Source organism: Rhodococcus sp. SJ-2, from assembly GCF_053750035.1.
In genome coordinates this window covers 85,733-112,682 of sequence record NZ_CM132340.1, presented here as the reverse complement: position 1 = coordinate 112,682, position 26,950 = coordinate 85,733, and the positions used below count along the sequence as shown (strand labels likewise).

Annotated in this window: 28 protein-coding genes; 16 read left to right on the top strand and 12 right to left on the bottom strand. The window is 66.0% G+C overall.

Features of this window, described 5'->3' with window-relative positions:
- The first annotated feature begins 32 nt into the window (after window positions 1-32).
- Together ACSYG9_RS00550 and ACSYG9_RS00545 are read left to right on the top strand one after the other, a co-directional pair.
- Window positions 33-818, top strand: a complete 786-nt coding sequence (locus ACSYG9_RS00550; RefSeq protein ID WP_454840698.1) for an ABC transporter ATP-binding protein — start codon at window positions 33-35, stop codon at window positions 816-818.
- The gene (locus ACSYG9_RS00545) at window positions 815-3,259 is read left to right on the top strand and encodes an FtsX-like permease family protein (protein ID WP_440125364.1); all 2,445 of its coding nucleotides are present in this window, start codon (window positions 815-817) and stop codon (window positions 3,257-3,259) included. The genes ACSYG9_RS00550 and ACSYG9_RS00545 overlap by 4 nt, the downstream gene beginning before the upstream one ends.
- A 2-nt stretch (window positions 3,260-3,261) precedes the next feature.
- On the opposite strand, the gene ACSYG9_RS00540 is transcribed toward ACSYG9_RS00545, so the two are convergent.
- Window positions 3,262-3,741 carry a MarR family transcriptional regulator gene (locus ACSYG9_RS00540; RefSeq protein WP_440125363.1) on the bottom strand — a complete coding sequence of 160 codons (480 nt, stop codon included), beginning with the start codon at window positions 3,739-3,741 and terminating at the stop codon, window positions 3,262-3,264.
- A gap of 146 nt (window positions 3,742-3,887) precedes the next feature.
- Between ACSYG9_RS00540 and ACSYG9_RS00535 the strand changes: the two genes are divergently transcribed.
- The 5 genes from ACSYG9_RS00535 to ACSYG9_RS00515 all read left to right on the top strand — a co-directional run bounded on the left by ACSYG9_RS00535 (window position 3,888) and on the right by ACSYG9_RS00515 (window position 8,956).
- The gene (locus tag ACSYG9_RS00535) at window positions 3,888-5,330 is read left to right on the top strand and encodes an MFS transporter (RefSeq protein WP_440125362.1); all 1,443 of its coding nucleotides are present in this window, start codon (window positions 3,888-3,890) and stop codon (window positions 5,328-5,330) included.
- 65 nt (window positions 5,331-5,395) lie between these two features.
- Window positions 5,396-5,785, top strand: a complete 390-nt coding sequence (locus ACSYG9_RS00530; protein WP_440125361.1) for a hypothetical protein — start codon at window positions 5,396-5,398, stop codon at window positions 5,783-5,785.
- Window positions 5,786-5,986: 201 nt separating this feature from the next.
- Entirely contained in the window at window positions 5,987-7,147 is a 1,161-nt protein-coding gene (locus tag ACSYG9_RS00525) for a tyrosine-type recombinase/integrase (protein ID WP_440126680.1), read from the top strand.
- Window positions 7,144-7,497 carry a helix-turn-helix domain-containing protein gene (locus ACSYG9_RS00520; RefSeq protein WP_054806697.1) on the top strand — a complete coding sequence of 118 codons (354 nt, stop codon included), beginning with the start codon at window positions 7,144-7,146 and terminating at the stop codon, window positions 7,495-7,497. Before ACSYG9_RS00525 ends, ACSYG9_RS00520 begins: the two co-directional genes overlap by 4 nt.
- Window positions 7,490-8,956: a Fis family transcriptional regulator gene (locus tag ACSYG9_RS00515; protein ID WP_454839453.1), complete on the top strand. Its 1,467-nt coding sequence runs from the start codon at window positions 7,490-7,492 to the stop codon at window positions 8,954-8,956. Before ACSYG9_RS00520 ends, ACSYG9_RS00515 begins: the two co-directional genes overlap by 8 nt.
- Window positions 8,957-8,995: 39 nt before the next feature.
- Here ACSYG9_RS00515 and ACSYG9_RS00510 read toward each other — a convergent pair whose 3' ends face one another.
- The 7 genes from ACSYG9_RS00510 to ACSYG9_RS00480 all read right to left on the bottom strand — a co-directional run bounded on the left by ACSYG9_RS00510 (window position 8,996) and on the right by ACSYG9_RS00480 (window position 14,322).
- Window positions 8,996-9,754, bottom strand: a complete 759-nt coding sequence (locus ACSYG9_RS00510) for a hypothetical protein (RefSeq protein WP_454840695.1) — start codon at window positions 9,752-9,754, stop codon at window positions 8,996-8,998.
- 65 nt (window positions 9,755-9,819) lie between these two features.
- Window positions 9,820-10,452: a hypothetical protein gene (locus ACSYG9_RS00505; RefSeq protein ID WP_440125359.1), complete on the bottom strand. Its 633-nt coding sequence runs from the start codon at window positions 10,450-10,452 to the stop codon at window positions 9,820-9,822.
- Complete coding sequence (locus ACSYG9_RS00500) at window positions 10,449-10,841, bottom strand: hypothetical protein (RefSeq protein ID WP_454840693.1); 393 nt, start codon at window positions 10,839-10,841, stop codon at window positions 10,449-10,451. Before ACSYG9_RS00500 ends, ACSYG9_RS00505 begins: the two co-directional genes overlap by 4 nt.
- On the bottom strand, window positions 10,838-11,572 hold the full coding sequence (locus tag ACSYG9_RS00495) for a putative T7SS-secreted protein (protein WP_440125357.1): 735 nt from the start codon (window positions 11,570-11,572) through the stop codon (window positions 10,838-10,840). Before ACSYG9_RS00495 ends, ACSYG9_RS00500 begins: the two co-directional genes overlap by 4 nt.
- Complete coding sequence (locus ACSYG9_RS00490; RefSeq protein ID WP_440125356.1) at window positions 11,572-11,964, bottom strand: hypothetical protein; 393 nt, start codon at window positions 11,962-11,964, stop codon at window positions 11,572-11,574. The genes ACSYG9_RS00495 and ACSYG9_RS00490 overlap by 1 nt, the downstream gene beginning before the upstream one ends.
- 83 nt (window positions 11,965-12,047) lie before the next feature.
- The gene (locus ACSYG9_RS00485) at window positions 12,048-12,758 is read right to left on the bottom strand and encodes a TIGR03089 family protein (RefSeq protein ID WP_440125355.1); all 711 of its coding nucleotides are present in this window, start codon (window positions 12,756-12,758) and stop codon (window positions 12,048-12,050) included.
- A 37-nt stretch (window positions 12,759-12,795) separates the two neighbouring features.
- Window positions 12,796-14,322, bottom strand: coding sequence for an LCP family glycopolymer transferase (locus ACSYG9_RS00480; protein WP_440125354.1), 1,527 nt, complete (start codon window positions 14,320-14,322; stop codon window positions 12,796-12,798).
- A 237-nt stretch (window positions 14,323-14,559) separates the two neighbouring features.
- On the opposite strand from ACSYG9_RS00480, the gene rfbD reads away from it, so the two are divergent.
- From rfbD to ACSYG9_RS00460, 4 genes are read left to right on the top strand one after another with little or no spacing between them, the layout of a single operon-like run.
- Window positions 14,560-15,426, top strand: coding sequence for a dTDP-4-dehydrorhamnose reductase (gene rfbD, locus ACSYG9_RS00475; protein WP_440125353.1), 867 nt, complete (start codon window positions 14,560-14,562; stop codon window positions 15,424-15,426).
- A gap of 59 nt (window positions 15,427-15,485) precedes the next feature.
- Window positions 15,486-16,403, top strand: coding sequence for a glycosyltransferase (locus ACSYG9_RS00470; protein WP_440125352.1), 918 nt, complete (start codon window positions 15,486-15,488; stop codon window positions 16,401-16,403).
- Complete coding sequence (locus ACSYG9_RS00465) at window positions 16,400-17,485, top strand: mannose-1-phosphate guanylyltransferase (RefSeq protein ID WP_440125351.1); 1,086 nt, start codon at window positions 16,400-16,402, stop codon at window positions 17,483-17,485. Before ACSYG9_RS00470 ends, ACSYG9_RS00465 begins: the two co-directional genes overlap by 4 nt.
- The gene (locus ACSYG9_RS00460; RefSeq protein WP_454840690.1) at window positions 17,478-18,263 is read left to right on the top strand and encodes an SGNH/GDSL hydrolase family protein; all 786 of its coding nucleotides are present in this window, start codon (window positions 17,478-17,480) and stop codon (window positions 18,261-18,263) included. Before ACSYG9_RS00465 ends, ACSYG9_RS00460 begins: the two co-directional genes overlap by 8 nt.
- Before the next feature lie 19 nt (window positions 18,264-18,282).
- On the opposite strand, the gene ACSYG9_RS00455 is transcribed toward ACSYG9_RS00460, so the two are convergent.
- From ACSYG9_RS00455 to cofD, 3 genes are read right to left on the bottom strand one after another with little or no spacing between them, the layout of a single operon-like run.
- Window positions 18,283-18,834, bottom strand: coding sequence for an NUDIX domain-containing protein (locus ACSYG9_RS00455; protein ID WP_440125349.1), 552 nt, complete (start codon window positions 18,832-18,834; stop codon window positions 18,283-18,285).
- 2 nt (window positions 18,835-18,836) lie between these two features.
- Entirely contained in the window at window positions 18,837-20,207 is a 1,371-nt protein-coding gene (locus tag ACSYG9_RS00450; protein WP_440125348.1) for a coenzyme F420-0:L-glutamate ligase, read from the bottom strand.
- A complete protein-coding gene (gene cofD / locus ACSYG9_RS00445) occupies window positions 20,207-21,196 on the bottom strand; it encodes a 2-phospho-L-lactate transferase (protein ID WP_440125347.1) in 990 nt (329 codons plus the stop codon). The genes ACSYG9_RS00450 and cofD overlap by 1 nt, the downstream gene beginning before the upstream one ends.
- A gap of 344 nt (window positions 21,197-21,540) precedes the next feature.
- Between cofD and ACSYG9_RS00440 the strand changes: the two genes are divergently transcribed.
- On the top strand, window positions 21,541-21,801 hold the full coding sequence (locus ACSYG9_RS00440) for a WhiB family transcriptional regulator (protein WP_169686803.1): 261 nt from the start codon (window positions 21,541-21,543) through the stop codon (window positions 21,799-21,801).
- Window positions 21,802-21,929: 128 nt separating this feature from the next.
- Here the strand turns inward: ACSYG9_RS00440 and ACSYG9_RS00435 are convergent, their stop codons facing one another.
- Window positions 21,930-22,427 (bottom strand): metallopeptidase family protein, encoded by a 498-nt coding sequence (locus tag ACSYG9_RS00435; RefSeq protein ID WP_440125346.1) that lies wholly within the window; start codon window positions 22,425-22,427, stop codon window positions 21,930-21,932.
- Window positions 22,428-22,531: 104 nt separating this feature from the next.
- On the opposite strand from ACSYG9_RS00435, the gene ACSYG9_RS00430 reads away from it, so the two are divergent.
- The 4 genes from ACSYG9_RS00430 to manA all read left to right on the top strand — a co-directional run bounded on the left by ACSYG9_RS00430 (window position 22,532) and on the right by manA (window position 26,790).
- Window positions 22,532-22,927: a DUF3499 domain-containing protein gene (locus ACSYG9_RS00430; protein WP_440125345.1), complete on the top strand. Its 396-nt coding sequence runs from the start codon at window positions 22,532-22,534 to the stop codon at window positions 22,925-22,927.
- A 77-nt stretch (window positions 22,928-23,004) separates the two neighbouring features.
- Window positions 23,005-24,375, top strand: a complete 1,371-nt coding sequence (locus tag ACSYG9_RS00425; RefSeq protein ID WP_440125344.1) for a phosphomannomutase/phosphoglucomutase — start codon at window positions 23,005-23,007, stop codon at window positions 24,373-24,375.
- Between the two features lie 94 nt (window positions 24,376-24,469).
- On the top strand, window positions 24,470-25,552 hold the full coding sequence (locus tag ACSYG9_RS00420; protein ID WP_440125343.1) for an SIS domain-containing protein: 1,083 nt from the start codon (window positions 24,470-24,472) through the stop codon (window positions 25,550-25,552).
- Window positions 25,552-26,790, top strand: a complete 1,239-nt coding sequence (gene manA / locus ACSYG9_RS00415; RefSeq protein ID WP_440125342.1) for a mannose-6-phosphate isomerase, class I — start codon at window positions 25,552-25,554, stop codon at window positions 26,788-26,790. Before ACSYG9_RS00420 ends, manA begins: the two co-directional genes overlap by 1 nt.
- The last annotated feature ends 160 nt before the right edge of the window (window positions 26,791-26,950 follow it).

The following is a 26,950-nucleotide window of genomic DNA, read 5'->3' as shown; positions in this document are numbered from 1 at the left end:
TTCTCGCGACACATCGTTCCTACCGTCGATGTATGACTTCGAGAAGCACATTCGTTCCGGCTTGTTCCGCTCACGACGTGGTCCGTGTCTATGGACGCGGTGATGCCGAGGTGCGGGCCCTCGACGGGGTTTCCGTAGCATTCGAGCGCGGCCGCTTCACCGCGATCATGGGGCCGTCCGGCTCCGGTAAATCGACCCTCATGCATGCCCTCGCCGGTCTCGACGGTGTCGATTCCGGACGTGTGGTTCTTCACGGTGACGGTCGCCGAGAGGATGTCGAGATCAGTGCTGCCTCGGATGCCGTGCTGACCGGATTGCGCCGCGACCGTATAGGTTTCGTATTTCAGGCGTTCAACCTGCTGCCGGTGCTCACCGCCCGCGACAACGTGCTGCTGCCGATGCGCCTCGCCGGTACGCGACCGTCGCAGGAGTGGTTCGACGAGGTGACCGGCCGCCTCGGTCTGAGCGCTCGTCTCGACCATCTGCCACACGAGATGTCCGGCGGTCAGCAGCAACGTGTCGCTGTCGCGCGGGCGCTGTTGCCGCAACCCGACGTCATCTTCGCCGACGAACCGACGGGCAATCTCGATTCGCAGTCCGGCGCGGAGGTGCTGTCGATGCTGCGGTCGAGTGCGCGGGAAACCGGCCAGACGGTGGTCATGGTGACACACGACCCGGTTGCTGCGTCCTACTCGGACCGTGTCGTTCTGCTTGCGGACGGTCGCGTGGCCGGAGAGATCACGGAACCCACCGCTGATTCCGTCATCGACACGATGCGCGCACTGAGCGCCGCCGGAACTGCGGTGACGGCGCGATGAGACACCTTGTTCTGGCTCAGGCACGCGCTCATCGAGGACGGTACGTCGCGACGGCGCTCGCGGTGATCGTCGCGGTGGCATTTGTCGTGCTGACTCTCGTTCTCAGTGACACCGTGAATGCGTCGATCACGAAATCGGCTGCAGCACAGTACGAAGGTGTTACCGCGGTGGTGGTGCCGGAGGAGTCGGGGACAGACCCCGATCGGACGGTGTCCGCGGTCGGCGCAGTGCCGGGCGTGCGCGCGGTCGCCCTCGATGTGACTGCTGACGTCCGGCTCGCGTACGCGGACGGAGCATCCGCGTACGGTACTGCGGCCACGATCGCATCCGACGAGTCGATGCGCTGGCAACGGCTCGCGGATGGCCGATGGCCCGCCGGCGACGGAGAGATAGCGGTGGGTTCGTCGTCGGGACGGGCGGTCGGTGACACCGTCACGGTGGCCGATCTGTCGGGTGGGACGGCGCCCGCGTCCGTGACTGTGGTCGGTGTCGTGGACGTGGCCGGTTCGCCTCTCGCGATGGATTCGGGCCAGATCTTCGGTAACGCTGCGCAGGTACGGGCCTGGTCCGGAGAGTCTGCGGACTGGGAGATACGTGTCGTGGGCGACGGTGATGCGGTGCGCGACGCGGTTGCGCTCGCCGCGCCGGGGACCGAGGTGGTCTCGGGTGAGGATCGTGGCACGGCGGTGGCCGACGCGTACGTCGGGGACATTGCTTTGCTGCGCAACGTACTGCTGTGCTTCGCCGCGATCGCTGTGGTCGTGGCGGGACTTGTCATCGCGAATACTTTCGCAGTGTTGCTTGCCGCGCGTACGCGGGAGCTCGCGCTCATGCGGTGTGTCGGTGTCACCGTGTCCCAGGTGCGGCGCAGCGTACGGGGCGAGGCGCTGATCGTCGGCTGCGTCTCGGCGGCTCTCGGGGTGCTCGCCGGGTGCGGTCTCGCAATGGGTGTGGTTGCGGCCGCACGCGCAGCGGATGCTCCGATCCCGCTCACGTCCATCTCTGTGACGATCGCGACGGTCGTCGCCGGACTCGTGCTCGGAACTGTGCTCACGGTGGTCGCGGCGAACGGCGCGGCGCGGGCGGCCACGCGGGTACCGGCACTCGCGGCGATGCATCCGCTCGAGGCTCAGGCCGAGCCGGTGGCCGAGTCGCGGTTGCGCCGCGCGTGCGCACTGCTCGGGGTGGCGGGAGGCTCTACGATGCTCGCGATCGGTGCTGGGGTGAGCAACGTACTGATCGCATGTCCCGGAGGTCTTCTGCTGTTCGTGGGTATCGTCCTGGCTTCTCGCCGGATCGTGCCCGCCACTGTGGGAGCTGTCGGTGAGCTCTTCGCCCGGATCGGCGGGCCGATCGCAGCACTCGCGGCCGGAAATGCGCGACGTAATCCGCGGCGAACGGCATCGACAGCGACGGCCCTGTTCATCGGGGTGACACTCACGGCGACGATCGTGGTGGGCATCGGCACGCTGAAGGCCGGAGCGCCCGAGGTCGTCGACCAGAACTTCCCGGTGGATATCGCTGTCGCCGCGACTTCGGAGCCCGTGCCCGTCGGAGCTTCGGATGGGTTCACCGCGATCGACGGGGTTCACGCGGGCACCGAGGTCGCGTCTGCGACGGTCACTGTGGCAGGTGCGGAGTTCTCCGTGCTCGGCGTCCATCCGGCATCCGCCGCATCGACCATCCGCGCCGATGTGCGGTTGCCCGAGGCCGGGACGATCGTGCTCGAACGATCGCTGGCGGAGGCCGCGGGTGTGCGCGACGGCGAGATCGTCACTGTCGGAGGTGGTACCGGAATGCAGGATCTGACCGTCGCCATTGCAGACGCCGGGGCGCCGGACATGATCTCGATGGTCGACCTGAGAAGGGTCGATGATTCGGCGGCGGCCGACACCATGTGGCTGAAACTGGACGACGGACTGTCCGAGGAGGACTTGGTCGCGGTCACCGACGAGGTGGCGCGGGTGGCTGCGGCAGCGTTTCCGGGTAGTGAGGTGGTCGGAGCTGTGAAGATGAGGCAGACACTCGAGAACGTCCTCGACACGATGCTGCTGATCGTCGGGGGCCTCCTGTCGGTCGCCGTGGTGATCGCACTCATCGGGGTGGGCAACACCATGGCGCTGTCGGTCCTCGAACGGCGACGTGAAACGGCCATGCTTCGCGCGGTGGGACTGTCCCGGTCAGGAGTGCGCAGCCTTCTCGTGCGTGAAGCGGTGATCATCGCGGGAGTTGCGTCCGTCCTGGGAGTCGCACTCGGCGTGCTGCTCGGGACATGCGGTACCGCGTCGGTCATCGGTGCTGGCCATGTCGGCCTCGACGCGGTGCCCTGGTTGCAGCTGGCAGGCATCGTTGTCGCGGGCGGCGCCGCAGGTATCGTCGCTTCGCTCGTGCCGGCGCGGCGGGCGAGCCGGGTGTCGCCGATCGTTGCACTGGCAGGGTGAGGTCACGGGGTCTCAGGCTGCCCGATATTCGTGTGCCGCGTCCATGGTGAGCCCGACATTCGCTCGATGTCGGAGTTGAACCGTTCGAGGTACCGCGCAAATTGGGCCACGTCTTCGGTATCCCAGTCGGCCAGAACGCGCTCGAGCGACTCGATCGCTCGGGCGCGTTCGTGGTCGAGGCGCCGGGCACCGTCTTCGGTGATCTGGAACTTGCGTGCGATGCCTCCCTCGGGGTCGGGGATGCGCTCGGCCAAACCGGCCTTGAGTAATGCAGAGGTCTGGCGATTGACCGTAGAGGAATCGAGTCCGAAGGCGTCGCTCAGTTGACCGATGCTCATCGGTCCTTGGGCCGAAAGCCGACTGAGCATGGTGTAGGCACTGCGGTCGAGGCGTCCGGCATCTCGCCTGCGGGGGCCGAAGAAGTTGAGATGCCGCCCGATGAGCATCATTTCGAACTCGATCAGGTGCGTCGGCTTGTCCATCTGTGTGTCTCATCACTCCTAGGTCGTGTTTTCCCAGTATGGGCGAACTCGGTGTTGACCCGTCGATATGCATCATGCATACCATGTGCTCGATACATATTACCCACTGGTTTGGGTTTTTCTTTACTCGAAGACGGAGTTCGTCAATGCAAGGTTCTGTTGCGGCGCCGCAAGTGCGTCCCTCACTGTTGGTGGGGGTGCTCGCGTTCACCGGAATCGTCGGTGCCCTCACACAGACGCTGGTGGTTCCCCTGATCGGGCAGCTGCCCGTGATGTTGAACACGACCGCGTCCAACGCATCCTGGGTCATCACGGTCACCCTTCTGACGGGCGCAGTGGCGACCCCGGTCATCGGGCGGCTCGGCGACATGTACGGCAAACGTCGCATGCTGCTGCTCTGCACCATTCCACTCGTCCTCGGTGCGATCGTGTGTGCGATGTCGTCGTCGCTGGTGCCGATGCTCATCGGGCGCGGCATGCAGGGGCTCGGTGTCGGCTTGATTCCGCTGGGAATCAGTTTGCTGCGGGATGTGCTTCCCCCCGAGCGTCTCCACTCGTCGATCGCTCTCATGAGCGCGTCGATGGGCATCGGTGGTGCCCTCGGTCTCCCCATCGCTGCGGCCGTCGCAGAGAACACGAACTGGCGTGTGCTGTTCTGGGCGACCGCCGCTCTGAGTGCTCTCGTCCTGGTCCTGCTCTGGAAGGTGGTGCCCGCCGTTCCCGGAAAGCCGAACGTCGGACGTTTCGACGTGGTGGGCGCGATCGGTCTGGGCATCGCGCTGACGGCATTGCTGCTCGCCGTGTCGAAGGGTGCCGACTGGGGTTGGAGCAGCTCGACGACTCTCGGCCTGTTCGCCGTCGCTGTCGTCGTCCTGCTGGTCTGGGGATGGTGGGAACTCCGGCTCTCCGAACCTCTCGTCGACCTGAGGATTGCGGCTCGCCCGCTCGTGCTGCTGACCAATGCGGCATCGGTCGTCGTCGGGTTCGGTATGTACGCGCAATCGTTGATCATCCCGCAGTTGCTCCAGTTGCCCACTGAAACCGGATACGGTCTCGGGCAATCGATGCTGGCGATGGGCCTGTGGATGGCTCCGGGCGGCATCATGATGATGGCGGTGTCGCCGATCGCCGGCCGGCTGTCGTCGGTGCGTGGTCCGAAGGTCTCCCTCTTCGTAGGCTGTGTGATCATCGCCATCGCGTATGGTTCGTCGCAATTACTCATGGGTTCCACGTGGGGCCTGATGATCGTCGCCGCGATCTGCAGCACCGGTGTCGGATTCGCCTACGGCGCGATGCCCGCCCTGATCATGGGGGCTGTGCCGCAGTCCGAGACCGCGTCGGCCAACAGCGTCAACTCCCTGATGCGCGCAATGGGCACGTCGATCTCGGCCGCGGTGGTCGGTGTCGTGTTGGCCCAGATGAGTGTTCAGGTCGGCGACTACTCGCTTCCGACCGAAGCAGGCTTCCGTACCGGATTGCTCATCGGGTGTGGAGTCGCACTGGTCGCGGCCGCAATCACGCTGACCATCCCGGTCGCGAAGCGGAAGAAGCTCGACCACGTGGACGAGCCGGTCCCGGCCCGGGTCTGACACTCGGTCACAGGTGGGCGATCCCTCTTCGGGGATCGCCCACCGTACGTCGCTACGCTCGACGTGTGCCGAGAGAAGATCGTCGTTCGTACCGGACGGCACGGGCGTCGCGGGGTGTGCCGTCTGCGCGCATCGCGACCGCGCTCGCCCTGCGTTGGGCACGACTCCGAGGTGGTGTGATCACATTCGACGACGAGTTCGGTCTCTATGTGAGCACCGGCATGCGCGGAGGGTTCGCGCGGGGTGGCACCACCGTCGGTGGAGTGTTCCTCACCCGCAAGCCGCCGTCGCGTCGGCTGCTTCGACACGAGGCCGTCCACGCCGATCAGTGGGCACGACACGGCCTCGGTTTCGCGGTGCGCTATCTGTGGGAGGAATTACACAATCCCGGTTCGCGCAACAGGTTCGAGATCGAAGCGGGGCTCGGTGACGGGGGCTACTGCCCGAGCGTATGAATTATCCACGTACAGAACATTTCATAAGTCACAGTATCGGGTGCAAACCAGGACGAGTTCAAACAGATGCAACTACTCATCCCACCATGCCATGACAACCGTTCCTGCAAGTGATGACGGGGTTCCGCTGAGGCGTGCTTGACGTGTCGGGATGGCGGCCGGGTGGTTGGTGTGCAGGTCCGAGGCCGTTTCTCTCATTTGATGAGAGATTCTCGCGTAGGGTCCCAGGGTGTGGACGTGGTCCCGGGGAGAATTCCCGCCTTCTTGAGTGATCAGACCGTCGGCTTGCTGCGCGCCGAGGATCGTGCCTTCGAGGCGATGCTGGACGGCTGGCGAGCGCAACAGCTGGCCCGCGGGTTGACAGTGGCGCACATCGAGGCGTCATGTCGGCTGGTCGGGCGTTTCCAGCAGCATACGAACGAATATCCCTGGACGTGGTCCCCCCACCACTTCGACGAGTTCATGGCCGACCGGCGCAGTGGACAACGTCGACTGGCGCTGTCGACATTGCGGTCGAACGCCGGGTCGATCCGGACGTTCTGTTGCTATGTGACCGAACCTCGATACGGATGGATACCGTTCTGCGAGAAGGTATTCGGTCAGATTCCGGCGCAGGTTGTCTTCGAATGGAATGCGCCCCGTCACGCGACCGACGACGCGGTCACACCCGGCCGTCGCAGCCTCACCCGAACGGAGCTGCAGCGGTTTTTCGATGTGGTGGACGACTTCGTCGACGATGAGTTCGCCAAGCGATCGAAACGGTGGCTGCCAGCACTGCGGGACTCGATTGCGTTCAAGGTGGCCTACGCCTACGGGCTCCGACGACGTGAGTTGGCGATGCTCGAGTACGTCGATTTCGGTCCCAACCCGCATGTAGCGCACTACCGCAGGTTCGGCGCCGTGCAGGTGCGGTGGGCCAAGGGTACGAGTGGTTCCGGCCCGCGTCGGCGCACCGTGCTGACGGTGCCCGAGTTCGAGTGGGTGGTGCCGTTGCTCGAATTCTGGTTGTCGCCGCAGGGCCGGGAGCGGTTCCCCACCGCGGATCGCTCCAGGCTGCTGTGGCCGTCCGAACGCGCCGACGGGTCGGGGGTGCGCAACTTCGATCGGGCGTTCCGCCACGCCCGCGACCGTGCCGGCCTGCCCGGCGAGCTCACCTTGCACGCGCTGCGCCATTCCTACGTCACGCATCTGATCGAGGCCGGCTATGACCCGTTGTTCGTCCAGCAGCAGGTCGGCCACGGGTATTCGTCGACCACCGCGCTGTATACCTCGGTGTCCACGGACTTCAAGCAGAAGACCGTGCAGCGGATTATCGCCACTCGACTCCGTGGCATCGGAACAGAGGATGGGACCGGCTCATGAGTGAGCAGCGCCGAATCGGCTACAGGTGGAATCTGCGTCAGCTCATGGCCCAACGCAATTTGTGGAAGACCACCGAGCTGATCCCCCTGCTCAAATCGCGGGGTATCAACCTATCCAACGCACAGGTCCACCGGTTGGTGACCGCGACCCCGGAACGGATCCCGGCCCGCACCTTCGCCGCCTTGTGCGACATTCTCGACTGCACACCGAACGATCTGTTCGAACCGTTCGTCGAAATGCGGGCCGCGAAGACCGCCGACGCACCCCGGAGGCCCGAAAACTTCGGTGTCACAACGGAGCCGCGGATCGCCCGGCGCATCCGCGTGATCGCCCCGGACGACGATGGTTAGACCACGCAAACCCAGCGACCCCGACGCGTGGCCGATCCCGTGCACCCGGTGTCGCGGGCATTACCCGATCGCCGCGAACTGGCCCGACGGCCCGATCTGCAACTACTGCTACCAGCAGGCCAAACGCACCCGCGGCACCTGCGGCTGCGGCCACACCGGGGTGCTCCCCGGGGTTCTCGACGGCCATCCGGTGTGTCGCCGGTGCTCCGGGATCGCTCTGAACCTCGATTGCCGGGTTTGTGGCGTCGAGGACGAACTCTACCGCGGCGGCCGCTGCCAACGCTGCGAACTCGCCAGCCTGGTCGATGACCTGCTCACCGACCCGCAATCCGGAACGATCGTCGCGGAGCTGGCACCGGTCGCAGTGGCGTTGAAGGCCATGGCGCGACCCAACAGTGGGATCACCTGGATCCGGCAACGCCACGTCACCGCGTTCCTCGAGGGTCTGTCGACCGCACCGACGATCACCCACGGCAGCCTCGATGCGCTGCCTGCCTCACGCACACGTGACTACGTTCGGGCACTGCTCGTCGAGTACGGTGTCCTGCCCCCGCGTGACGAGATCCGGATCCGATACCGACAGTGGACGACCGAAGCTCTCAACCGCGTCCACCAGCCGGCGATGCGCGAGATCATCGACCGTTATGTCCGGTGGCATGTGCTGCGCCGCATGAACCAGAGCGAGACGGTCTCACACGGTGCCTTCTTGCGCAGTAAGCAGACCGTGACCGTCGCGATCGACTTCGTCAACTGGCTCAGTAACGAAGGCCTCGGACTTGGCGACCTGCGGCAAGGCCATCTCGATCACTGGATCGCTACCGGCTCCACGACCCGGCTGATCGTCGACCGTTTTCTCGGTTGGGCCATCGCGAGCCGACTGGCCACACCGGAGTTGACCGTGCCCAAGCATCGCCGCGGCACCAGCCGACGTCTCAGCGCCGCCGAACAGGATCATGCACTACAGGTGGCGGTCCACACCGACGAACTGTCGTCCCGCGATCGTGCTCTGGCCATCCTGGTCCTCGTCTTCGCCCAACAGATCGAGAACATCGTCCAGCTCCGCTGGGACGATGTCACCATCACCGAGGAGCAGGTCACCATTCGACTCGCCGACCTCGAGATTGCGTTGCCCACACCGCTCGACCAACCGTGGCGTGATCTCACCGTCAATCCCCGTCACGACCAGACGGCCGCACATCCCCACAGCAACTGGGTATTTCGCGGTTACACTCCCGGTCGGCACCTCGATTCCGCGACTGCACGAGACCGACTCAGAAGAACCTTCAGTGCGCGTGCTGCCCGGCTCGGTACCCTCGAGCAACTCAGCAGACTCGCACCCGTGGCGATCATCGCCGAGACCCTGGGCTATCACCCGGCCACGATCGAACGGCACGCTGCTGCCTCGTCGGCCGGCTACGCCGAATACATCGCAGCTATCGACGATGCACAATCGACCTGACCATCGGTTCGCCCTGACACCCGTCCGAACCACCGCGGATCAGGAGCAGATCTCAACGGCAACTCGTCTCACTGCAATACGTCTCGTTGCCAGTAAGCGGCGGAAGTGGTACACCTCCGGCCGGGAATCCCACGCCGTCCGGTTCTGAGGGATATGTGACCATCCGAAGACGTACCCGTATTCGCGGGCGATCATCGTGGCGAGGCCGAGGTGAGGTTCGATCTCCTTCTTCCTCACCCGCACCACGTCGGCCCCTGTGAAACGCGCGGACGCGAACATGCGGATGCTATCGATCGTCTCGGGATCCCAATGCGTGCCGAGGTTCTCAGCATTCTCTGGTGGCAGATATACGGAGGCGTTCGTCCCGGCAGATCCGAAGGCACGTCCCTGCGTCCGACGCCGTGATATGTGCGGTATGCGGGGTGGTGGGGGTTCGGGAAGGCGTTGGAAATCCACTCGTGTGCTCCCGAATCTGTTTCCGCATTCATTGACGTAGTGATACCCGAACTCGTTTGCAATGCGATTGATTCGGGCTACGGTGAGGGTGAAATCGCGCGGATCGAGAGTGACGAGCGGCCGGCCGTCGAGGATCGCCCGAATCTGTGCTTCCTGTATATCGGTTGAGGGGGCGTGGCGCCGTCCACGATGAACCTTCCACCGATAGTTGGCCCACCTGATCGGCACAACGGCCAGCCCGGCAATTGCCAAGGTGACGAGGAGCGGTGCATGCCACCACTCGGGTACCTCCCCGGTTCCACTCGCCGCCGCAAGTTCGGTGAAGATCGTGAGCTGGTTCATCGCTCACCTTTCTGGACGAGTCGGAACGAAGGCGGTCAATTCCCGTCCAGAGCGTGGCCGACGGCTCACCTGGTAGTTCCGGCGGAATCGGCGTCGTCGGAGGGGTCGATGCGGATGCTGTCGATCATCGTCAGTGCAACCTCCACGAACCGCGGCCACAGTACGCGCGATGAACTACTGATATCGAGCACAGCCACCTCGCTGACTCCGGGCGGTGGAACAATTGCCTGGAGCGAATCGGACGTGATGGCCACCGCTTCGCCGGTGACGGTGACATCCCCCGGCAGGTCGAACAGGGACGCCCTCAGTACCAGGACGACCGGTCCGCATCCGAGTAGGCGGTACTGAACGGCCGCGGCGGGGTTGGCCTGAGCCATCGTCTTCTCGACTGCTCGGGCGAGCTCGTCCCGTGCTTCGGGCCGATCGAAGAGTCCGTGCCTGACAGGAAGAGCTCGAACAGCAAGCGTCACTGCGGCAAACTCACTTGTCTCGGTATCAGGCAGGGCGAGAGTGCCGGCCAGCACCAGATCGCAGCGTGACAGAAGTTCGCCTGCCGCGAGAACACTCGACACACCGGCGTGCCTGTCTGGTGCGGTGGCCGACGCGACGAGTTCTTCGGCGGCGGCTCTTCTCAGAGAGATCTCCTCGTGGAGGGGGACGAGGGCGAGCCCGGGCGGGGCATCGAACCGTACATTCATGGGGTTTCCCTGATCACAGTGTTCGCGAGCGGGCCGAGCACTGGGCCGAGGACCTGTTGTGTGATGGCTTGTGACGGTGTGTCAGCAATCAGATAGGTTTGGACATCATCAACGATGTTGGTGACATCGGCGCCGGTTGCCTGTGCGGCGGTGGGAACAACTGACGCAGCAATCGGGGCCGCGAAGTCGGACAGACGTGTCAACCCGCCTGCAACGCCGACGATGTCGAGAGCGAATGTCATCGGGTGAACCTCTGCACCTGCTGCTTTCGCAAGAGCATGACCGGCGAGCGCCGTAACACCCAGCCCTGTTGAGACGGCGGCCAACGGTCCGCTTACTGCGGGGAGCCAGGCTGTGACAATGGCCGCGGTGCCGATGACCGTACTCAATGTGGAGAGGTGTTCGACAACTCGTTGATGAGATCCGCGTTGTCCTGCACGTAATCCCAGATGTCCTCGAACAGATCGCCGACGTCGTCGAGGAAGTTGTCGAGGCGGCGGCCGAGCCGTTCGAAGAATCCTTCGTCGGGCGCTTGTTCGGCGGCCTTACGGAGCGCACGTGCGGTCTCGTCCACGAGTTCGCGATGCTGGATCCGGAGCGACTCGGCGCGCGAAATGATGTCGTCGAGTGTGGTGCGGGCACGGTCCAGCTCCGCGACGGCGCTGTCGAGCCGGGCCTGTGCAGCTGCCAACTGGTCGGGATCGGAGTACGTGCGATGGCGTTCCTGGAGGGCAGGATTGGATTCTGCCGCAGCGACATTGCTGCGCGCAGACCGAGCAAGCTCTTCGAGGCCAACTGCCCTTTTCTGGAGGGAGGCCAGATCGTCGCTCCATGCCTCGAGCGCCCGACCGGCCTGCTGGAGTGAGGAACCGGCGGTGTCGAGTACCGGTGGAAGTTCGGCGCTCCGAGTGCGGAATGCTGTAGCGGCGGTCGATCGCCAGATGCCGTCGCTGTACCCCATCCGGACCAGTGCTCGGTGCGCCTCGTCGAGTGTGCGTGTGGTGGTGTGTAGTTGCGTGGCGACCGAACCGACCGTGGCGGGGTTGCCCGGGGCAGGATCGAAGCCGAGGTTCGGGAACAGCGCGGTATTCGAATCGCCCGACGTGCTGGGTGCGGACATCAGAAGTCTCCCCGCAGTACGCCGAGGAACTGGGCGGGTGGAGGTGCAGCATCCCCGGTGGAGTCGCCACCGTCGGGCAGTGCCGAACCGATCGTGCTCAATGCTGCAGCGGTTGCTTCGGCTTGGGCGCTGTAGGAGTTGCATGTCTCTGTCAGCGCTATCGAGAGACCGTCTGTGGCCGACGCGACCTTGCGGATGCCGTCCTTCCAGCGGTCACGGAAATTAGCTGCGGCACGATCTAATTCGGCACCGCCGAGATCCTGGCCGTTGATCGATCCGAGCGCATCGACCGCCGCCGACATGTCGTCCGCAGCCGTGTCGAGCGCCGACGCGAGCATGGCCACGGCCACGACGTCGATGAACAGTTCTTCTGATGGTGAGCCCCCCGGCACGAATCCCCCTACGTGTCGTCTCCGGCGAGGAGCCTACAGCACGGGACCGACCTCACTTCGGTGGCGCAGCACGGAGGCGTGCGTCATGCGTCCAATCGTGCGGTGATCTTCTCGCTCTCGACGCGACGATCGATCGCGGCCGGGTCGGGATTGCTCACCTGGACGAGGGAAGCTCCGACGGAGAGCACAGCGAGCAACCCGTCGACGAGTTCGTCGACGGTGGTCCAGTCGCGGCTCGACAACACACGGTCGGTGCCGGTGATCCCGGATCGCGCCGCAGACTCCTTTGCTGCCGCAAGGAGATCGGCGACCGTGCGACCGTCGAGCGCGGCGCCGCCGGCGCCGGACGGGCGGAATTGGTCGCCGTGCAGCCGCACATTCGTGGCGTAGTCGGTGACACCCGGCGGCAGATCGGGGACAGGACGCCCGAAAGCGTCGAGGGACAACGCGGCCACCTCGGCGACGTCGTCGACCTCGCCGAGGCGGTCCGGGGTGACGAGCGCGAGATCCGAGTCGGGATCGGCGGCGAGGACCACCTCGGTGCCTGCCCACCACGCACCGAGCAGAACCGCCGCGCTCTGCCAATGCGCGGGCAGCAGCACTGAAACCCGGCCACCGGGCAGCACTCCGAACTCGTCGCGGATCATGTTGGCGGTCTTGGCTGCCCAGTTCGCGAGCGTAAGTGCTGACAATTCGATCCGAGCGCCGGTCGCGTCGTCGTACCAGGTGATTCGCGGACCGGCAGGATCGGCCGCGAGGATCGGGTCGAGCAGGGCTGAGGTCAGGGTGGTCACGGAAAATCCTCGTTCTCGGGAGTTGGGTCGGGATCGATCAGTTGACGCAGCGCGGCCCGTCGGATCCGGCGTCGATGGGCGGTGCGGCCGGAGCAGGCGTCGCCGACTCACCCGCAGGCATCACGTCGGACTGCGCTGTCGTGTCCGACGTGTATGCCGAGCTCGACCCGGAGTAGGACGACGAGCCAGGGCCGGTGTAGTCGTCGGCGAGCACGAGCTCGACGGTGCCTGCCGGGAGGCTCGGGTCGGAGTCGATGTCGACATCCCCGAGTGCCGCCGCGACGGCCAGCGCCTCGTCGGAGTCGGGGTCGGCTGCATACAGAGTGGTCGAGGTCATCGCCGAGCCCGCGTAGTTGCCGACAACACCTTCGCCGTAGCCTTCGGAACTCATCGCCAGCGACACCTCGGACGCCAATCCGGACACGCTGCCTGCGTTGGAGACGTTCACGGTCACGGACGACGGATCGATGTCGGGCGCCGGTGAATCGCTGGTGGTCGTCTCCGACCCCTCGTAGTCCCCACCCACCAGGGCCGCGACATGCTCGCGCACCTCATCGGGATCGACCTGGACGACAGACTCGCCGTAGTCGGTCATCGCATTGATGTCCTGCACCGGAATCGTCGAGAACTGCACCGCACCACCCGCGAGATCCTGCATCTGGGTAGCGAGTTGCACGATGTCCCAATCCGAATCGAGCACTACCGAGCGTTGCACCGCTGCGGTCAGTTGTCCGACCTTCGACGGATTGCTCAACGTCTTCGCGCTGAGGACCTTCTGCACGAGCGACGCCATGAACACCTGCTGACGCACGATCCGATCCAGATCGCCGCGCGGCAGGTCGTGACGCTGGCGGACGAAGCTCAGCGCGTCGGACCCCTGAAGGGTCTGCTCGCCTGCTGCGAAGTGAGCACCCGACAACGGTTCGTCGACCGCGGCATTGAGGCACACATCGACGCCGCCGACCGCATCGGTGAGCAGGACGAACCCGAGCAGACCGACCTCGGCGTAATGATCGACCGTCACGCCGGTCAGGTCCGCGACCGACTCGATCAGCGCATCCCGGCCCGCTTTCGTGGAGGATTTCTCGACCGCCGCTTCGTCCTCGCCGGATTCGACGGCCTCGAGCCGCGCGAGTTCCTTCGTGGCGCCATATGCGGCGTTGATCTTGGACATCCCGATGTCCGGCACCTCGACATACGTGTCACGGGGGATGGAGATGGCCGTCGCGGAGCTTCCGTCGTTCGGTACCCGGATCAAGATGATGGTGTCGGTGTTGTTGGCGACCTCCTCGCCGGCACGCAGCGCATCGAGTTCGCGTTGCGACAGAGGGTTGCCGTGCGCGTCGGTGCGGCTGTCGGTGCCCACCAAGAGAATGTCGAGGGCGCCGTCCTTGCCGTTTCCGAGGTTCAGGCCTTCGACCGAGGCGAGCGACGATGCGAACGAATCGTAGGTGCGCCATCCGACGCCGGTGGCGATCAAGACGAGTGCGGCGGCGACCGCGGCGGCGAACTGGCGTGGTCGCCCTGTGAACACCCGCGAGACACCTTGGGTGGCCTGGGGCATGGCGCGGTCACCGGCGGCGCGCCGCGAGGCGCTCGGCTCTCGAACAGGCCTGGACGACGAGCGCGTCGGACGCGTCCTGCGCCGCTCATCCGTGCTGGGGCGCGCCCTGGTCCTGCGGCGGGGCGGCTCTGACGGCACGTGCGGTCCTCCTTCGGCTTGCGTCCGGGTACTCGATGAAGGTTACTGGTGGAATTCCCCGACGGGCGTGTTCGACACCGGCGTGCCAGACTCGGCCACGTGCGTAACGTTCTCGTGACCGGGGCCCACGGTCAGCTCGGCAGCCACGTGATCGACCTGGGGACGTCTTCGGGCACTCCTGTTCGTGGCGTGGGCTCGGCCGAACTCGACATCACCGACGAGGCGGCGGTGGCTGCGGCCGTCGCGCCGGGGTCCGTGGTGATCAACTGTGCTGCATACACCGCGGTCGATGCAGCGGAGACCGACGAGGACGCGGCCACGGCCGTCAACGGGCACGGTCCGGCCGTGCTTGCCCGGGCGTGCGCCGACGTCGGCGCGGCTCTGATCCATGTCTCCACCGACTACGTGTTCGCCGGCGACGCAACACAGCCGTATGCGGTCGATGCGCGCCCCGATCCTCGAAGCGCGTACGGGCGGTCCAAGCTGCTCGGTGAGCAGGCCGTTCGTGCGATCCTGCCGTCCGCGCACGTCGTACGGACCGCGTGGGTCTACACCGGCGAGGGAAACGACTTCGTCGCGACGATGCGACGTCTCGAACATGAACGTGACACCGTGCGTGTCGTCGATGACCAGCTGGGGTGCCCCACCTATGCGCGCGATCTTGCTGCCGGCCTGCTCGAACTCGCCTTTCGCGCCGCCTCCGATCCTGTGCCGGGGGGGATCTTGCATGCGACCAACGCGGGTGAGGCCACGTGGTACGACCTGGCGTGTGCAGTCTTCGCAGGTGTCGGCGCCGACCCGCACCGGGTCCTGCCCTGCACGAGTGACGAGTTCGTCCGGCCGGCTCCGCGTCCCGCGTACTCGGTGCTGGACGGGCAGGCCTGGTCGGCGGCCGGCCTCACTCCGCTCCGGCCGTGGCGGGAAGCGTTGGAGGCGGCGCTCGGCGCGCTGGATGCGCTCGCGTGAGCTCCGCGAAGTCTGCCCGTGACTCGTCGCACACTGCTTCGGCCGCTATGGTTGCGCGCGTGGATTCGACGCTGGCCGTGGTGACGGTGACCTACTCGCCCGGCGAGCACCTGGAGAACTTCCTGACTTCGCTCACGACGGCGACCTCGCTGCCGACCCGCGTGATCATGGCAGACAACGGCTCGACCGACGGCACGCCGGAAGCGGCGGCGAAGGCGCATTCGAATGTGACCCTGCTGCATACCGGGGGGAACATCGGCTACGGCGGCGCAGTCAACCGTGCGGTTGCCGAGATCGACGAGTCGGCGGAGTTCGTGGTGGTCGCCAATCCCGACGTCCGGTGGGGTCCCGGCTCACTGGACACCCTTCTCGAGGCAGCGCAGCGGTGGCCGCGCGCCGGTTCGCTGGGGCCGCTGATCCGTGAACCGGACGGGACCATCTATCCGTCCGCGCGTACGGTGCCGACGCTGTCTTCCGGGGCAGGCCACGCATTGCTCGGCACGGTATGGCCCACGAACCCGTGGACGCAGCGTTACCGCCAGGAGAACGAAGCGATCAGCGAGCGGCCCGTAGGTTGGCTTTCCGGATCCTGCTTACTTCTTCGCCGTGCCGCGTTCGACAGCGTCGACGGATTCGATTCCCGGTACTTCATGTACATGGAGGATGTGGACCTCGGCGATCGGCTCGGGCGAGCCGGTTGGCACAACGTCTATGTTCCGTCCGCGGAGGTCACCCACGCGAAGGGACACGCCGCGGGGCGTCACCCGGAATTGATGCTTCCGGCGCACCATGAGAGTGCGTACCGGTTCCAGGCAGATCGGCATCCGCATCCGTGGCAGGCACCGTTGCGCTGGGCTCTGCGTGGTGGCCTCGCGGTGCGATCCAAGATGGCGGTTGCTTCGGCAGTGCGCGAGCGCGATGCAGGCAAGGTCGGTCATGAGGGGACCGATCTCGACGAGAAACAGGGGAGACAATGACGAGTGCTGCCGCACCGCATACCGACGCGGTGATTCTGGTCGGGGGGCAGGGAACGAGGCTTCGCCCGCTGACCCTGTCGGCGCCGAAGCCGATGCTGCCCACCGCGGGACTGCCGTTCCTGACACATCTGCTCGCGCGGATTCGTGAGGCGGGAATCAAGCATGTGGTTCTCGGCACGTCGTTCAAGGCGGAGGTTTTCGAGGAACACTTCGCGGACGGATCGGATCTCGGCCTCGAGATCGAGTACGTCACCGAAACCGAGCCGCTCGGGACAGGCGGGGGCATCCGCAACGTGCTGCCGAAGCTTCGCGCAGAGAACGTCATGGTGTTCAACGGCGACGTGCTCGGTGGAACGGATCTCGGGGCCGTGCTCGACACCCACGTCCGCACCGAGGCGGATGTCACCTTGCATCTCGTTCGTGTGGGCGACCCCCGCGCGTTCGGCTGCGTGCCGACCGATGCCGACGGCCGGGTCACCGCTTTCCTCGAGAAGACCCAGGATCCGCCGACCGATCAGATCAACGCGGGCTGCTACGTGTTCCGCCGCGAGATCATCGAGGCGATCCCGGAGGGCCGGCCGGTGTCGGTCGAGCGCGAGGTGTTCCCCGCACTCCTGACGGAGGGCAAGAAGCTTTTCGGCCACGTCGACGCCGCGTACTGGCGCGACATGGGCACCCCGGAGGACTTCGTGCGTGGTTCGGCGGATCTGGTGCGCGGTATCGCTCCGTCGCCGGCACTGCCGGGGCAGCGCGGCGAGTCGCTGGTGCATTCCGGTGCGTCCGTTGCTCCGGGTGCGTTGCTCATCGGTGGCACGGTGATCGGCCGCGGCGCCGAGATCGGCGCGGGTGCGCGCCTCGACGGTGCGGTGATCTTCGACGGCGCGCGGGTCGAGGCCGGTGCGGTGATCGAGCGCACGATCGTGGGTTTCGGTGTGCGGGTGGGTCCGCGTGCATTGATTCGCGACGGTGTGATCGGCGACGGTGCCGACATCGGTGCGCGCTGCGAACTGCTACGTGGTGCGCGGGTATGGCCCGGGGTCCAGATCCCGGATGGAGGAATCAGGTTCAGCACAGATGTCTGACTTCGAGACTGCCGCGACCTACACGAAGTACGTGGCGCTGGGGGATTCGTTCACCGAGGGCGTCGGAGACGACGATCCGTCCCGCCCGAACGGTGTGCGCGGGTGGGCCGATCGTGTCGCTGAGCAACTTGCTCGTGGCAACGAGGAGTTCGGCTACGCCAACCTTGCGATCCGCGGACGGTTGCTGCGGCAGATCCTCGACGAACAGCTCGATGCCGCACTTGCGCTCGAACCCGACCTGGTGACGATCTACGCAGGTGGAAACGACATCATGCGGCCGGGTCTGGATCTCGACGGACTCGTCGCACAATACGACGAGGCGATCGCCGCGCTCACTGGAACCGGCGCCAGGGTGCTGATGTGGACTGCGTACGACGTCGGTTGGGCACCGGTGTTCCGGCACCTGCGGGGACGGGTCGCCATCTACAACGAACTCGTCCGTGAGGTCGCCGATCGCCACGGTGCGACGCTGGTCGACTATTGGCGGTTCGGCGAATACCGGGACTACCGCATGTGGGACTTCGATCGCTTGCACATGTCGCCGGAAGGGCACCGCAACATGGCGATCAGGGTGTTGGACACGCTCGGAGCGCAACACGAGATCGAGCCTGTGCAACTCGGACCGGCAGCGGTCGTAGCTCGCCCGGAGCAGCGTCGAGCAGACGCCAAGTGGGCACGTGAGTTCCTGATGCCGTGGGTCCGGCGACGGGTCCGCGGCGAATCGTCGGGTGACGGGATCGCTCCGAAGCGTCCGGTCCCCGCACCCGTCGACCTGTAGGGGGCCGTCCGCCGGCAGATCAGCGGCGGGCGGCAGCGAGCCGCACGAGGTGTTCGATCGTCTCGTGTTCGGCATCGGCAGGCAACGCGTCGACCGGCCACCACTGCAGATCGGTCGACTCGTTGCTGCGCACCGGTACCGAGCCCACCGGTGCGGTGACGAGGAACCTCAGATCGAGGTGTCGTGTGGGCTTGCCGAGTGAACACGTGATCGGATGCGTATGCGCCGAGAGCAGGTTCGGGTCGATCGTGAGGTTGTCGATCCCCGATTCTTCCGAAGCCTCACGAAGTGCGGCATCGACGACGGTCTCGTCGCTCTGTTCGCAGTGCCCGCCGAGCTGGATCCACCTGCCCACCCGCGGATGCAGCGTGAGCAGCACATTGCGATGATCGGCGTCGACAACGAGCGACGACGCGGTGATGTGCCCGGGAACGTGCGAACGCAGGCAGCCGCCGGGCGCGGAATCGAGGAACGCGAGCATCGTGTGTTTCAAGGACTCTGCGTTCTCCGAATCGGTGCGCCACGCGCCCAGCCGCTCGAGTGCGGACGCGTGCAACGACTCGGCCGACACGGCTACAGCTCCCGCAGGGAGTCGCCGGGCTCCGACACCTCGCGAGGCAGCGGCTCGTCTTTCGGGTACCCCACCGCGATCGCGCCCAGAGGCGACCAATCGTCGGGAAGATCGAGTTCGTCACGCACGACGTCGGGGGCGAAGATCGTCGATCCGATCCAGCAGCTGCCCAGGCCGCGTGTGGCGAGTGCGACGAGTAGACCCTGTACGGCAGCGCCCGCGGCGACGGTGAACATCGTGGCTTCGGCGGCGGTGCGGCGCGCATCCGGGTACTCGTGGGCCCCGTCGGGAACCCAGAACGGCACCAGCACTTCGGGCGCGTCGTAAAGGATCGATCCGCGTGCGAGACGGCGTTCGATGGCCACGGGATCGAGTCCGTCGCCCGTGAGGTCGTCGGCCCAGCGGTCGCGCATGCCGTCGAGAAGACGTCGTCGTACCTGCTCGGTGCGTACCCACACGAACCGGACAGGACGGGTGTGGTGGGGTGCCGGCGCGGTGAGTGCTTCGGCAACTGCGTCGCGTAAATCTTCGGGGTCGACGGGGTCGGTGGAGAACTCGCGTACCGACCGGCGCAACAGCAGTGCTTCGCGTCGGCCCCGTTCGAGCGCCTCGGCGGTGCCGAGCCAGAACAGGTCGTCCTCTCCGCCGCGTACGAGTGCGCGTGCGGTGGAACCATCGTCGCGAAGGTCGAGGCCGCGAACCACTGCGACCGGGACTCCGCCGAGCTTGCCCTTGACGAGATCACCCGCGGCCGCGATCTCGTCGGCGAGTGCGACCGACGTGACCATGAGTTCGTTGCCCTGCGAGTCGTGGGAGCCCTCGTAGCCGTGGAGCACCGGTAGCCCGGCGGATCCGATCGCGGCGTCGGTCTGGCCGACACGCCACGCGCGGCCCATGGTGTCGGTGACCACCACGCCGACCCGCACTCCGAGTAGTTCGAAGATCCGAGCGCGCAGCGCCGCGGCACTGGCATCGGGATTCTCGGGCAGTAGCGCGAGTTCCGCGCCGTCGACGTTGGAGCCGTCGATGCCCGACGCGGCCTGCACTATGCCGAGCTTGTTCTCGGTGATCAGTGTGCGGCCCTTCTGGGCGAGCACCCGCACCGCTTCCTGGGAGACGAGTCGCCGCCGGAGTGCGTCGCGTGCATCGGGGTCGGTGGGGGAGGGCACGATGCGTCCCTCGGTCTTCGACAGGACCTTGCTGGTGACCACCAGGATGTCGCCGTCGACGATCCACGGCGCGGCAGCGACGAGCGCGGTCGCGAGGTCGTCGCCGGGTCGGAACTCCGGTAGGCCGGTGACAGGTCTGATCTCGATGGGGCCGCCCGGCGCGTGGTCACGCACGGAGGTGGCGGTCGTGCTGTCTGCGGGCATCACAATTGCACTCCGGCGAGTTCCAGTGCGGCGCGGGCCATATCGGCGGTCGCGTCGACGTCGGTCATCAGTAGTGGCACGCTTCGTACCTCGACGCCGGGAACGTCGGCCTCATCGGTCGAATGCACGAGCCAGCCGTCGAGGATTCCGGTGCCGCTGCGGGCTCCGTAGTGCCTGCCCACTGCCTCGGCGGTGGTGTCGACTCCGATCACGTCGAGGCACGCGTCGGCCATGCCTCGTAGCGGCTTACCTCCGATCACGGGGGACAGGCCGACGACCTTCGCTTTCGTAGTCCGTAGTGCGCCGCGGATGCCCGGCACGGCGAGGATCGCACCGACGCTCACGACGGGGTTCGACGGCGCAAGAACGACCACGTCGGCGGACTCGATGGCTTCGAGGACGCCGGGTGCCGGTTTCGCGTCGTCGGCCCCGATGTGGGCGAAGCTGTGGGTAGGAACCTGGGCGCGGTGACGCACCCACCATTCCTCGAAGTGGATCGCGCGCTGCATGCCGTCGGCGGGATCGGTGATCACCACGTGGGTCTCGCTGCGGTCGTCGGATGCCGGTAGCAACGTCACGCCGGGCTTCCATCGTGCGCACAGCGCTTCGGTGACAGCGGAGAGCGGATATCCCGTGCGCAGCATCCTCGTACGGATCAGGTGGGTGGCGATATCGCGGTCGCCGAGACCGAACCAGTCGGGGTCTGCGCCGTAGGCGGCGAGTTCTTCCTTGGCATTCCAGGTTTCGGCCTTCCGGCCCCATCCTCGCTCGGAGTCGATGCCGTCGCCGAGCGTATACATGCATGTATCGAGATCGGGACAGATCCTCAGGCCGTGCATCCACACGTCGTCACCGACGTTGACGACGGCGGTGATCCGATGTGGCGCGTCGGGGTCGATGTCCGAGCCCGGTGCGATGCCGAGGAGTTCTCGCAGTCCTGTGAGGAAACGGGCACCGCCGACACCTCCGACCAATACAGTCACATTCACGGGGCCAGCCTATGCGGTGCGCGTGGTACCCCGGCGAGCGCCGTCCTAAACCAAGAAATTGCAAAGTCGTCGATCGTAAGCGAGAAAATTCGTTCCGCTTGACCGCGACACGCCCGGCGTGTCTAATCACATATGTGTCATTCCGGGTTTCCGGATCGGGATCGACTGTGACGACGTTGCATTCGAGCAAGATTCGGGGGGTGGCAGAAAGATCCCGATCCGCGAAAGTTGCGGCGCTGCAGGTGAGGAGGCGGAGGATGGCCGACGAGCGCGAAGTTTTCGAGATCTCTCGGATCGATACTGCAGTCGAGAGTGTCTGCGACGACTCCGACAGTGGCACACCGATTCTGCAATTGATTACAGGATTTGGTGATTCGACGGACGTCGAGGAGCAGTGGCAGGAACGTGCACTGTGCGCACAGACCGACCCGGAGGCGTTCTTCCCTGAAAAGGGTGGTTCGACGCGGGAAGCGAAGCGCATCTGCCTGGGGTGTGAGGTTCGTGACGAGTGTCTCGAATATGCCCTTGCTCACGACGAACGTTTCGGAATCTGGGGCGGGCTGTCCGAAAGGGAACGGCGGCGTCTCAAGCGCGGCATCGTCTGACGGTCTGGTCCGGCCCGGTACGGGGAGTACGGGCTTGATTCATCGGTGTCCGGAGACGATCCACGACGAAGGCCGGGTACTCGGGTGACCGAGTGCCCGGCCTTCGCCGTGTTCGTCTCCCGCCGGCCTCAATCCTCGTCGCCGAGATCGCCGAGTTCCGGATCGACGACCTCCGGTTCGATGCCGAGGTATGTCGCGACCTGATGGACGAGGACGTCGTGCACGAGGTCGGTGAGATCGTCGGGATCCTCGGCGCGGAGCTCGAGCGGGCGGCGGAACAACACGATCCGGGCGCGAGTCGCGGCGCCCCTGCGGTCGATCCCCGCGGGGACGAGCCGCGACAGCGGGACCGGCCCGTCGGCGACGACTTCGTCGGGCCAGTTCACCGAGTCGGGGTCGCGCGCGCGAATCTTCGGGACGTCGTCGACCGCAAGGTCGAGTTTCGTGAGGCGGTCGTGCCACTGAGCGTCGATCGGCGCGAACGCGCTGAGGACGAGGAGGTCGAACTTCTCGGCCCGTGACTTGCGCGCAGGCAGGTCGTGGGGAAACAGCGGTCCGCGGATTCCGCGACCGCGTCGCGTCGCCGTGCGGGACGACACGGGAGTAGTACGACGTGCTCGGGCCATGCAGTGGAGATTACGACAGGGAGACTACGACAACCGAAATCGGAGGGCTACTCCCCGGTGTGTCCGAATAGTCCCGGGGCCGGTGACACGCTACGCTCCGAGGCGTGAGATCACTGCGTCGATGCTGCCGGCCTGGGTGCAAGAACCCTGCTGTTGCGACGCTGACCTACGTGTATTCGGACTCGACCGCTGTTGTAGGGCCCCTTGCCACGGTCGCAGAGCCGCACTCGTGGGATCTGTGCGAAACGCACGGCTCGAGAATTACCGCGCCGAAAGGTTGGGAACTCGTCCGGTACGAGGGGGCGTTCGACACCGCCACCCCCGACGAAGACGATCTCACCGCCCTCGCCGAAGCGGTGCGCGAGGCAGGCATGGGCGAACGCGACCGGGTCGAAACGGACCCGGCAGTGGCCGAGGTCGCGCCGCGTGCGGCGGTTCCTTCGGCTGCGCGTACCGGCCGCCGAGGCCACCTTCGAGTGTTGCCCGATCCCACGAGCTGACTCCGTCGCACTAGGCTGATCGCGGACCTGCGCCACGAGGATGGCGCGGTGCAATTCGACGATCAGGAGCGGAAACAGTGGCGAGATCTGCCGAATCGGTTGCAGCCGTGATCAAGGCGTACGACGTTCGCGGCGTGGTGGGGACGCAGATCGACGAGGATTTCGTCCGCGAGGTCGGTGCGTCGTTCGCACGTCTCGTCCGCGACGACAGCGCTGCATCCCGCGTGGTGATCGGTCATGACATGCGTGAGTCGTCTCCGGTTCTGTCGAACGCCTTCGCCGAGGGGGTCGTCGCACAGGGTCTCCACGTGGTACTCATCGGTCTTGCCTCCACTGATCAGCTGTACTTCGCCTCCGGCATCCTCGATGCCCCCGGTGCGATGTTCACCGCAAGCCACAACCCGGCCGAGTACAACGGCATCAAACTGTGCCGGGCCGGCGCGAAGCCGGTCGGCCAGGAGACCGGACTCGGAACAATCTCCGCCGAAGTGATCGAAGGGGTGCCGGCCTATGACGGCGCCCCCGGCACGATCAGCGAACAGGACGTGCTCGAGCAGTACGCGTCGTTCGTACGGGGACTGGTCGACCTGTCGCAGATGCGCCCGCTCAAGGTTGCAGTCGATGCGGGAAACGGGATGGGCGGACACACCGTCCCGGCCACGTTCGGTGCGCTACCGATCGAGCTGGTGCCGTTGTATTTCGAACTCGACGGAACGTTCCCCAACCACGAGGCCAACCCGCTCGAGCCTGCGAACCTGGTAGACCTGCAGCGCCTCGTCGCCGAGTCCGGTGCCGATGTCGGCCTGGCTTTCGACGGCGACGCAGACCGTTGCTTCGTCGTCGACGAGCGTGGTGAACCCGTGACCCCGTCTGCCGTGACCGCTCTGGTCGCGGCCCGCGAACTCGGCAAGGAACCGGGCGCTACGATCATCCACAATCTGATCACCTCACGTGTCGTCCCCGAACTGGTCACCGAACTCGGCGGCAAGCCGGTGCGCACTCGGGTCGGCCACTCGTTCATCAAGCAGCAGATGGCCGAGACCGGTGCGGTTTTCGGCGGGGAACACTCCGCTCACTACTATTTCCGCGACTTCTGGGGCGCCGACTCCGGCATGCTCGCCGCCCTTCATGTCCTGGCCGCGCTCGCGGGCCACGACGGTTCGCTGTCCGACCTCATGGCGTCCTACAACCGGTACGAGGCGTCAGGAGAGATCAACTCCACCGTCAGCGACGCGTCGGAACGGACAGAAGCTGTGCTCGCCGCGTTCGCCGACCGTGCTCGGTCGGTCGACCGGCTCGACGGCGTGACCGTCGATCTCCCCGACAATGCGTGGTTCAACCTGCGTGCGTCCAACACCGAACCGTTGCTGCGGCTGAATGTGGAGGCGCCCACCCGCGCGGAGGTCAGCGCGCTGGTCGAGGAAATCCTGGCCGTCGTGCGTGCGTGACGGAAGCATTCGTGGCAGTGATAATCGAAGTACCCCGTGCGCGTGCCGTATCGGGGCCGACTCGATTCTGTGAGGAGAGAAAGGGGGCGCGGTCGTGACGGCTCCCTCGCCGCTGTTCGACTTCGATGATGCGAGTGCACTCATCGAGGCCGATGTCGATGGAATCCTGCGCAGCGCCGCACTCGGGGGTGCGCAGATTCGCGCGAGCGTCTCTGCTGCGGAGGAGGGCGTGCGCGGCCGTCTTCATGGCGTCCATCCACGCAGCGTCGTCTTCGTCGGCGGGGACGTCCGCGCCGGTCGCGCAGCGGAACTTGTAGTCGCTCTCTTCTCGGATCGCTGTGCAGTGCCACTCGTTGCCGTTCCCGCCACACCCCCCTGGGTCGGTCCGCTCGATATCGTCGTCGTGGCGGGAGACGACGCGGGTGATCCGGCGCTCGCCGCGTCCATCGACGGTGCGCTCCGGCGAAGTGCGGAGGTCGTGGTGGACGCCCCCGACGAAGGGCCGGTTCGATCGGTGGCTGCGGGTCGCGCGCTGGTGCTGGCGCCGCGTGTACATGTGCCGACCGCCTATGCGTTCGCGCGGCACCTCGCTGTGTTCTGCGCGGTGCTGGACTCGCTGGAAGCCTCCCGTCTCGGCAGCGCGCTCCCTGATCTCGGGATGATCGCCGATTCGGTCGATGCAGAGTCTGCGCGTGACCACCCGTCGAACGAGGTCTTCGAGAACCCGGCGAAGTCGCTGGCGACGCGGATGTTGTCGCGCCGCGTGGTGATTGCGGGTGATTCGCAGACCACCGCGGTGCTGGCGCGACACGCCACGGATTCGTTGTTGATGGTTGCCGGTGTGATCGCCACCCCGGCGGCGCTACCGGACGCGCTCGTGGCACGAAATCGTCTGCTCGACTCGACCGCTGGTCCCGACGCGTACGACCCGTTCTTCCACGACGAAGAACTGGACGGGCCCGCGCCGGCCGCACCGGTACGGGTGTTCGTGCTCAGCACGGACGAGGACCGACCGGCCGCGCGACGCCGAGCCGCGGCACTACCGGATATGGAATTGGTGTCTGTTGTGGGGGAGTTCGAAGCCCGTGAGGTCCCATCTGTGCTCGAACAGGTGGCCGTACTGACCGCGAGACTGGAATTGGCTGCGGCCTATCTGCGACTGGCCGGTGGTCGGTAGTGCACCGTCTCGAAGGTGCGGTGCGCTCCTACGCGTGGGGTTCGCGCACTGCCATTGCCACCTTGTGCGGCAGGACCGTGCCGTCCGATCATCCCGAAGCGGAACTGTGGTTCGGCGCGCACCCGGCGGATCCGGCTCGGGTGGTCGACGACGGTCAGGCACCGGTGTCATTGCTCGACCTGCTCGATGACGACCCTCCCGCGCAGCTGGGTGACGACAGCGTCGAACGGTTCGGGCCGAGGCTGCCGTTCTTGTTGAAGTTGCTCGCGGCAGAGGAACCGTTGTCCTTGCAGGCGCATCCCAGTGCCGTGCAGGCCGCCGAGGGTTATGCGCGCGAGGAAGCGCTCGGTGTGCCACTCGACTCGTCGGTGCGCAACTACCGCGACCCGAACCACAAGCCCGAACTGGTTGTTGCGTTGACGCGTTTCGAGGCGCTCGCGGGTTTCCGCGATGCGGCTCGTACCGTCGAGTTGCTCGAGGCGCTGCGCGTGCCCGAACTCGATCCCTATGTGGGCCTGCTTGCGGGACAGCCGGACTCCGACGGCCTCCGCGCCTTGTTCACCACGTGGATCACGTTGCCTGCGCAGGCGCTGTCCGCGCTCGTTCCACGCGTCCTGGATGGGTGCGTGACCTATCTCGCGACCGGAGGCGATGTGCCCCGCGAGTTCGTTGCCGAGGTGCGGACCGCATTGCAGCTCGCCGAGATCTATCCCGGTGATGCGGGTGTCCTCGCATCGTTGTTGCTGAACCGGATCACTCTGGAGCCGGGGCAGGGCCTGTATCTCGACGCCGGGAACCTGCACGCCTATCTGCACGGGATGGGCATCGAGATCATGGCGAACTCGGACAATGTCCTGCGCGGTGGCTTGACTCCCAAGCACGTGGATGTGCCGGAACTGTTGAGAGTGCTCGATTTCGGCTCACCGGATGTCCCTGTCCTCGAGGCCGACCCGGTGGGCACGCATGAATGGCGGTATCGCACGCCGGCGCCGGAGTTCGCTCTGTCGCGGCTCGAACTCGAGGCGGGGGAGACGGTGTCGCTGGCGCCGTGCGGACCGCAGATCCTGTTGTGTACGTCGGGGTCGGCCACCGTCGAGTGTGGCGGAGAGAGCATCGTATTGGGGCAGGGTCGCTCGGTGTGGCTTCCCGCGTCCGATCCGAAGCTGGACGTCATCGCTGGTGATGTCGATGTGCAGGTGTTCCGTGCTCGTCTCGGGGGGGACCGCGCGGACAGGTGACCTCGCGAGCGCACCGGCTCGGACGAATTGGAACTGTCGCATGAGGGGCGCTCCTACGGGAGCGCCCCTTTATGCGTGGCTATGACCGATTACAAAAGCACAGATTTGTCTAGACCGCGTACGACTGCTCGGGTAATGTCAATCAATGGGTGATGTAGGT

Excerpts from the sequence above, each read along its gene's own strand:
- ACSYG9_RS00550 (WP_454840698.1), top strand. The coding sequence starts at position 33 with ATGACTTCGAGAAGCACATTCGTTCCGGCTTGTTCCGCTCACGACGTG.
- ACSYG9_RS00545 (WP_440125364.1), top strand. The coding sequence starts at position 815 with ATGAGACACCTTGTTCTGGCTCAGGCACGCGCTCATCGAGGACGGTAC.
- ACSYG9_RS00540 (WP_440125363.1), bottom strand. The coding sequence starts at position 3,741 with ATGGACAAGCCGACGCACCTGATCGAGTTCGAAATGATGCTCATCGGG.
- ACSYG9_RS00535 (WP_440125362.1), top strand. The coding sequence starts at position 3,888 with ATGCAAGGTTCTGTTGCGGCGCCGCAAGTGCGTCCCTCACTGTTGGTG.
- ACSYG9_RS00525 (WP_440126680.1), top strand. The coding sequence starts at position 5,987 with ATGAGAGATTCTCGCGTAGGGTCCCAGGGTGTGGACGTGGTCCCGGGG.
- ACSYG9_RS00520 (WP_054806697.1), top strand. The coding sequence starts at position 7,144 with ATGAGTGAGCAGCGCCGAATCGGCTACAGGTGGAATCTGCGTCAGCTC.
- ACSYG9_RS00515 (WP_454839453.1), top strand. The coding sequence starts at position 7,490 with ATGGTTAGACCACGCAAACCCAGCGACCCCGACGCGTGGCCGATCCCG.
- ACSYG9_RS00510 (WP_454840695.1), bottom strand. The coding sequence starts at position 9,754 with ATGAACCAGCTCACGATCTTCACCGAACTTGCGGCGGCGAGTGGAACC.
- ACSYG9_RS00505 (WP_440125359.1), bottom strand. The coding sequence starts at position 10,452 with ATGAATGTACGGTTCGATGCCCCGCCCGGGCTCGCCCTCGTCCCCCTC.
- ACSYG9_RS00495 (WP_440125357.1), bottom strand. The coding sequence starts at position 11,572 with ATGTCCGCACCCAGCACGTCGGGCGATTCGAATACCGCGCTGTTCCCG.
- ACSYG9_RS00480 (WP_440125354.1), bottom strand. The coding sequence starts at position 14,322 with ATGCCCCAGGCCACCCAAGGTGTCTCGCGGGTGTTCACAGGGCGACCA.
- ACSYG9_RS00465 (WP_440125351.1), top strand. The coding sequence starts at position 16,400 with ATGACGAGTGCTGCCGCACCGCATACCGACGCGGTGATTCTGGTCGGG.
- ACSYG9_RS00460 (WP_454840690.1), top strand. The coding sequence starts at position 17,478 with ATGTCTGACTTCGAGACTGCCGCGACCTACACGAAGTACGTGGCGCTG.
- ACSYG9_RS00450 (WP_440125348.1), bottom strand. The coding sequence starts at position 20,207 with ATGCCCGCAGACAGCACGACCGCCACCTCCGTGCGTGACCACGCGCCG.
- ACSYG9_RS00435 (WP_440125346.1), bottom strand. The coding sequence starts at position 22,427 with ATGGCCCGAGCACGTCGTACTACTCCCGTGTCGTCCCGCACGGCGACG.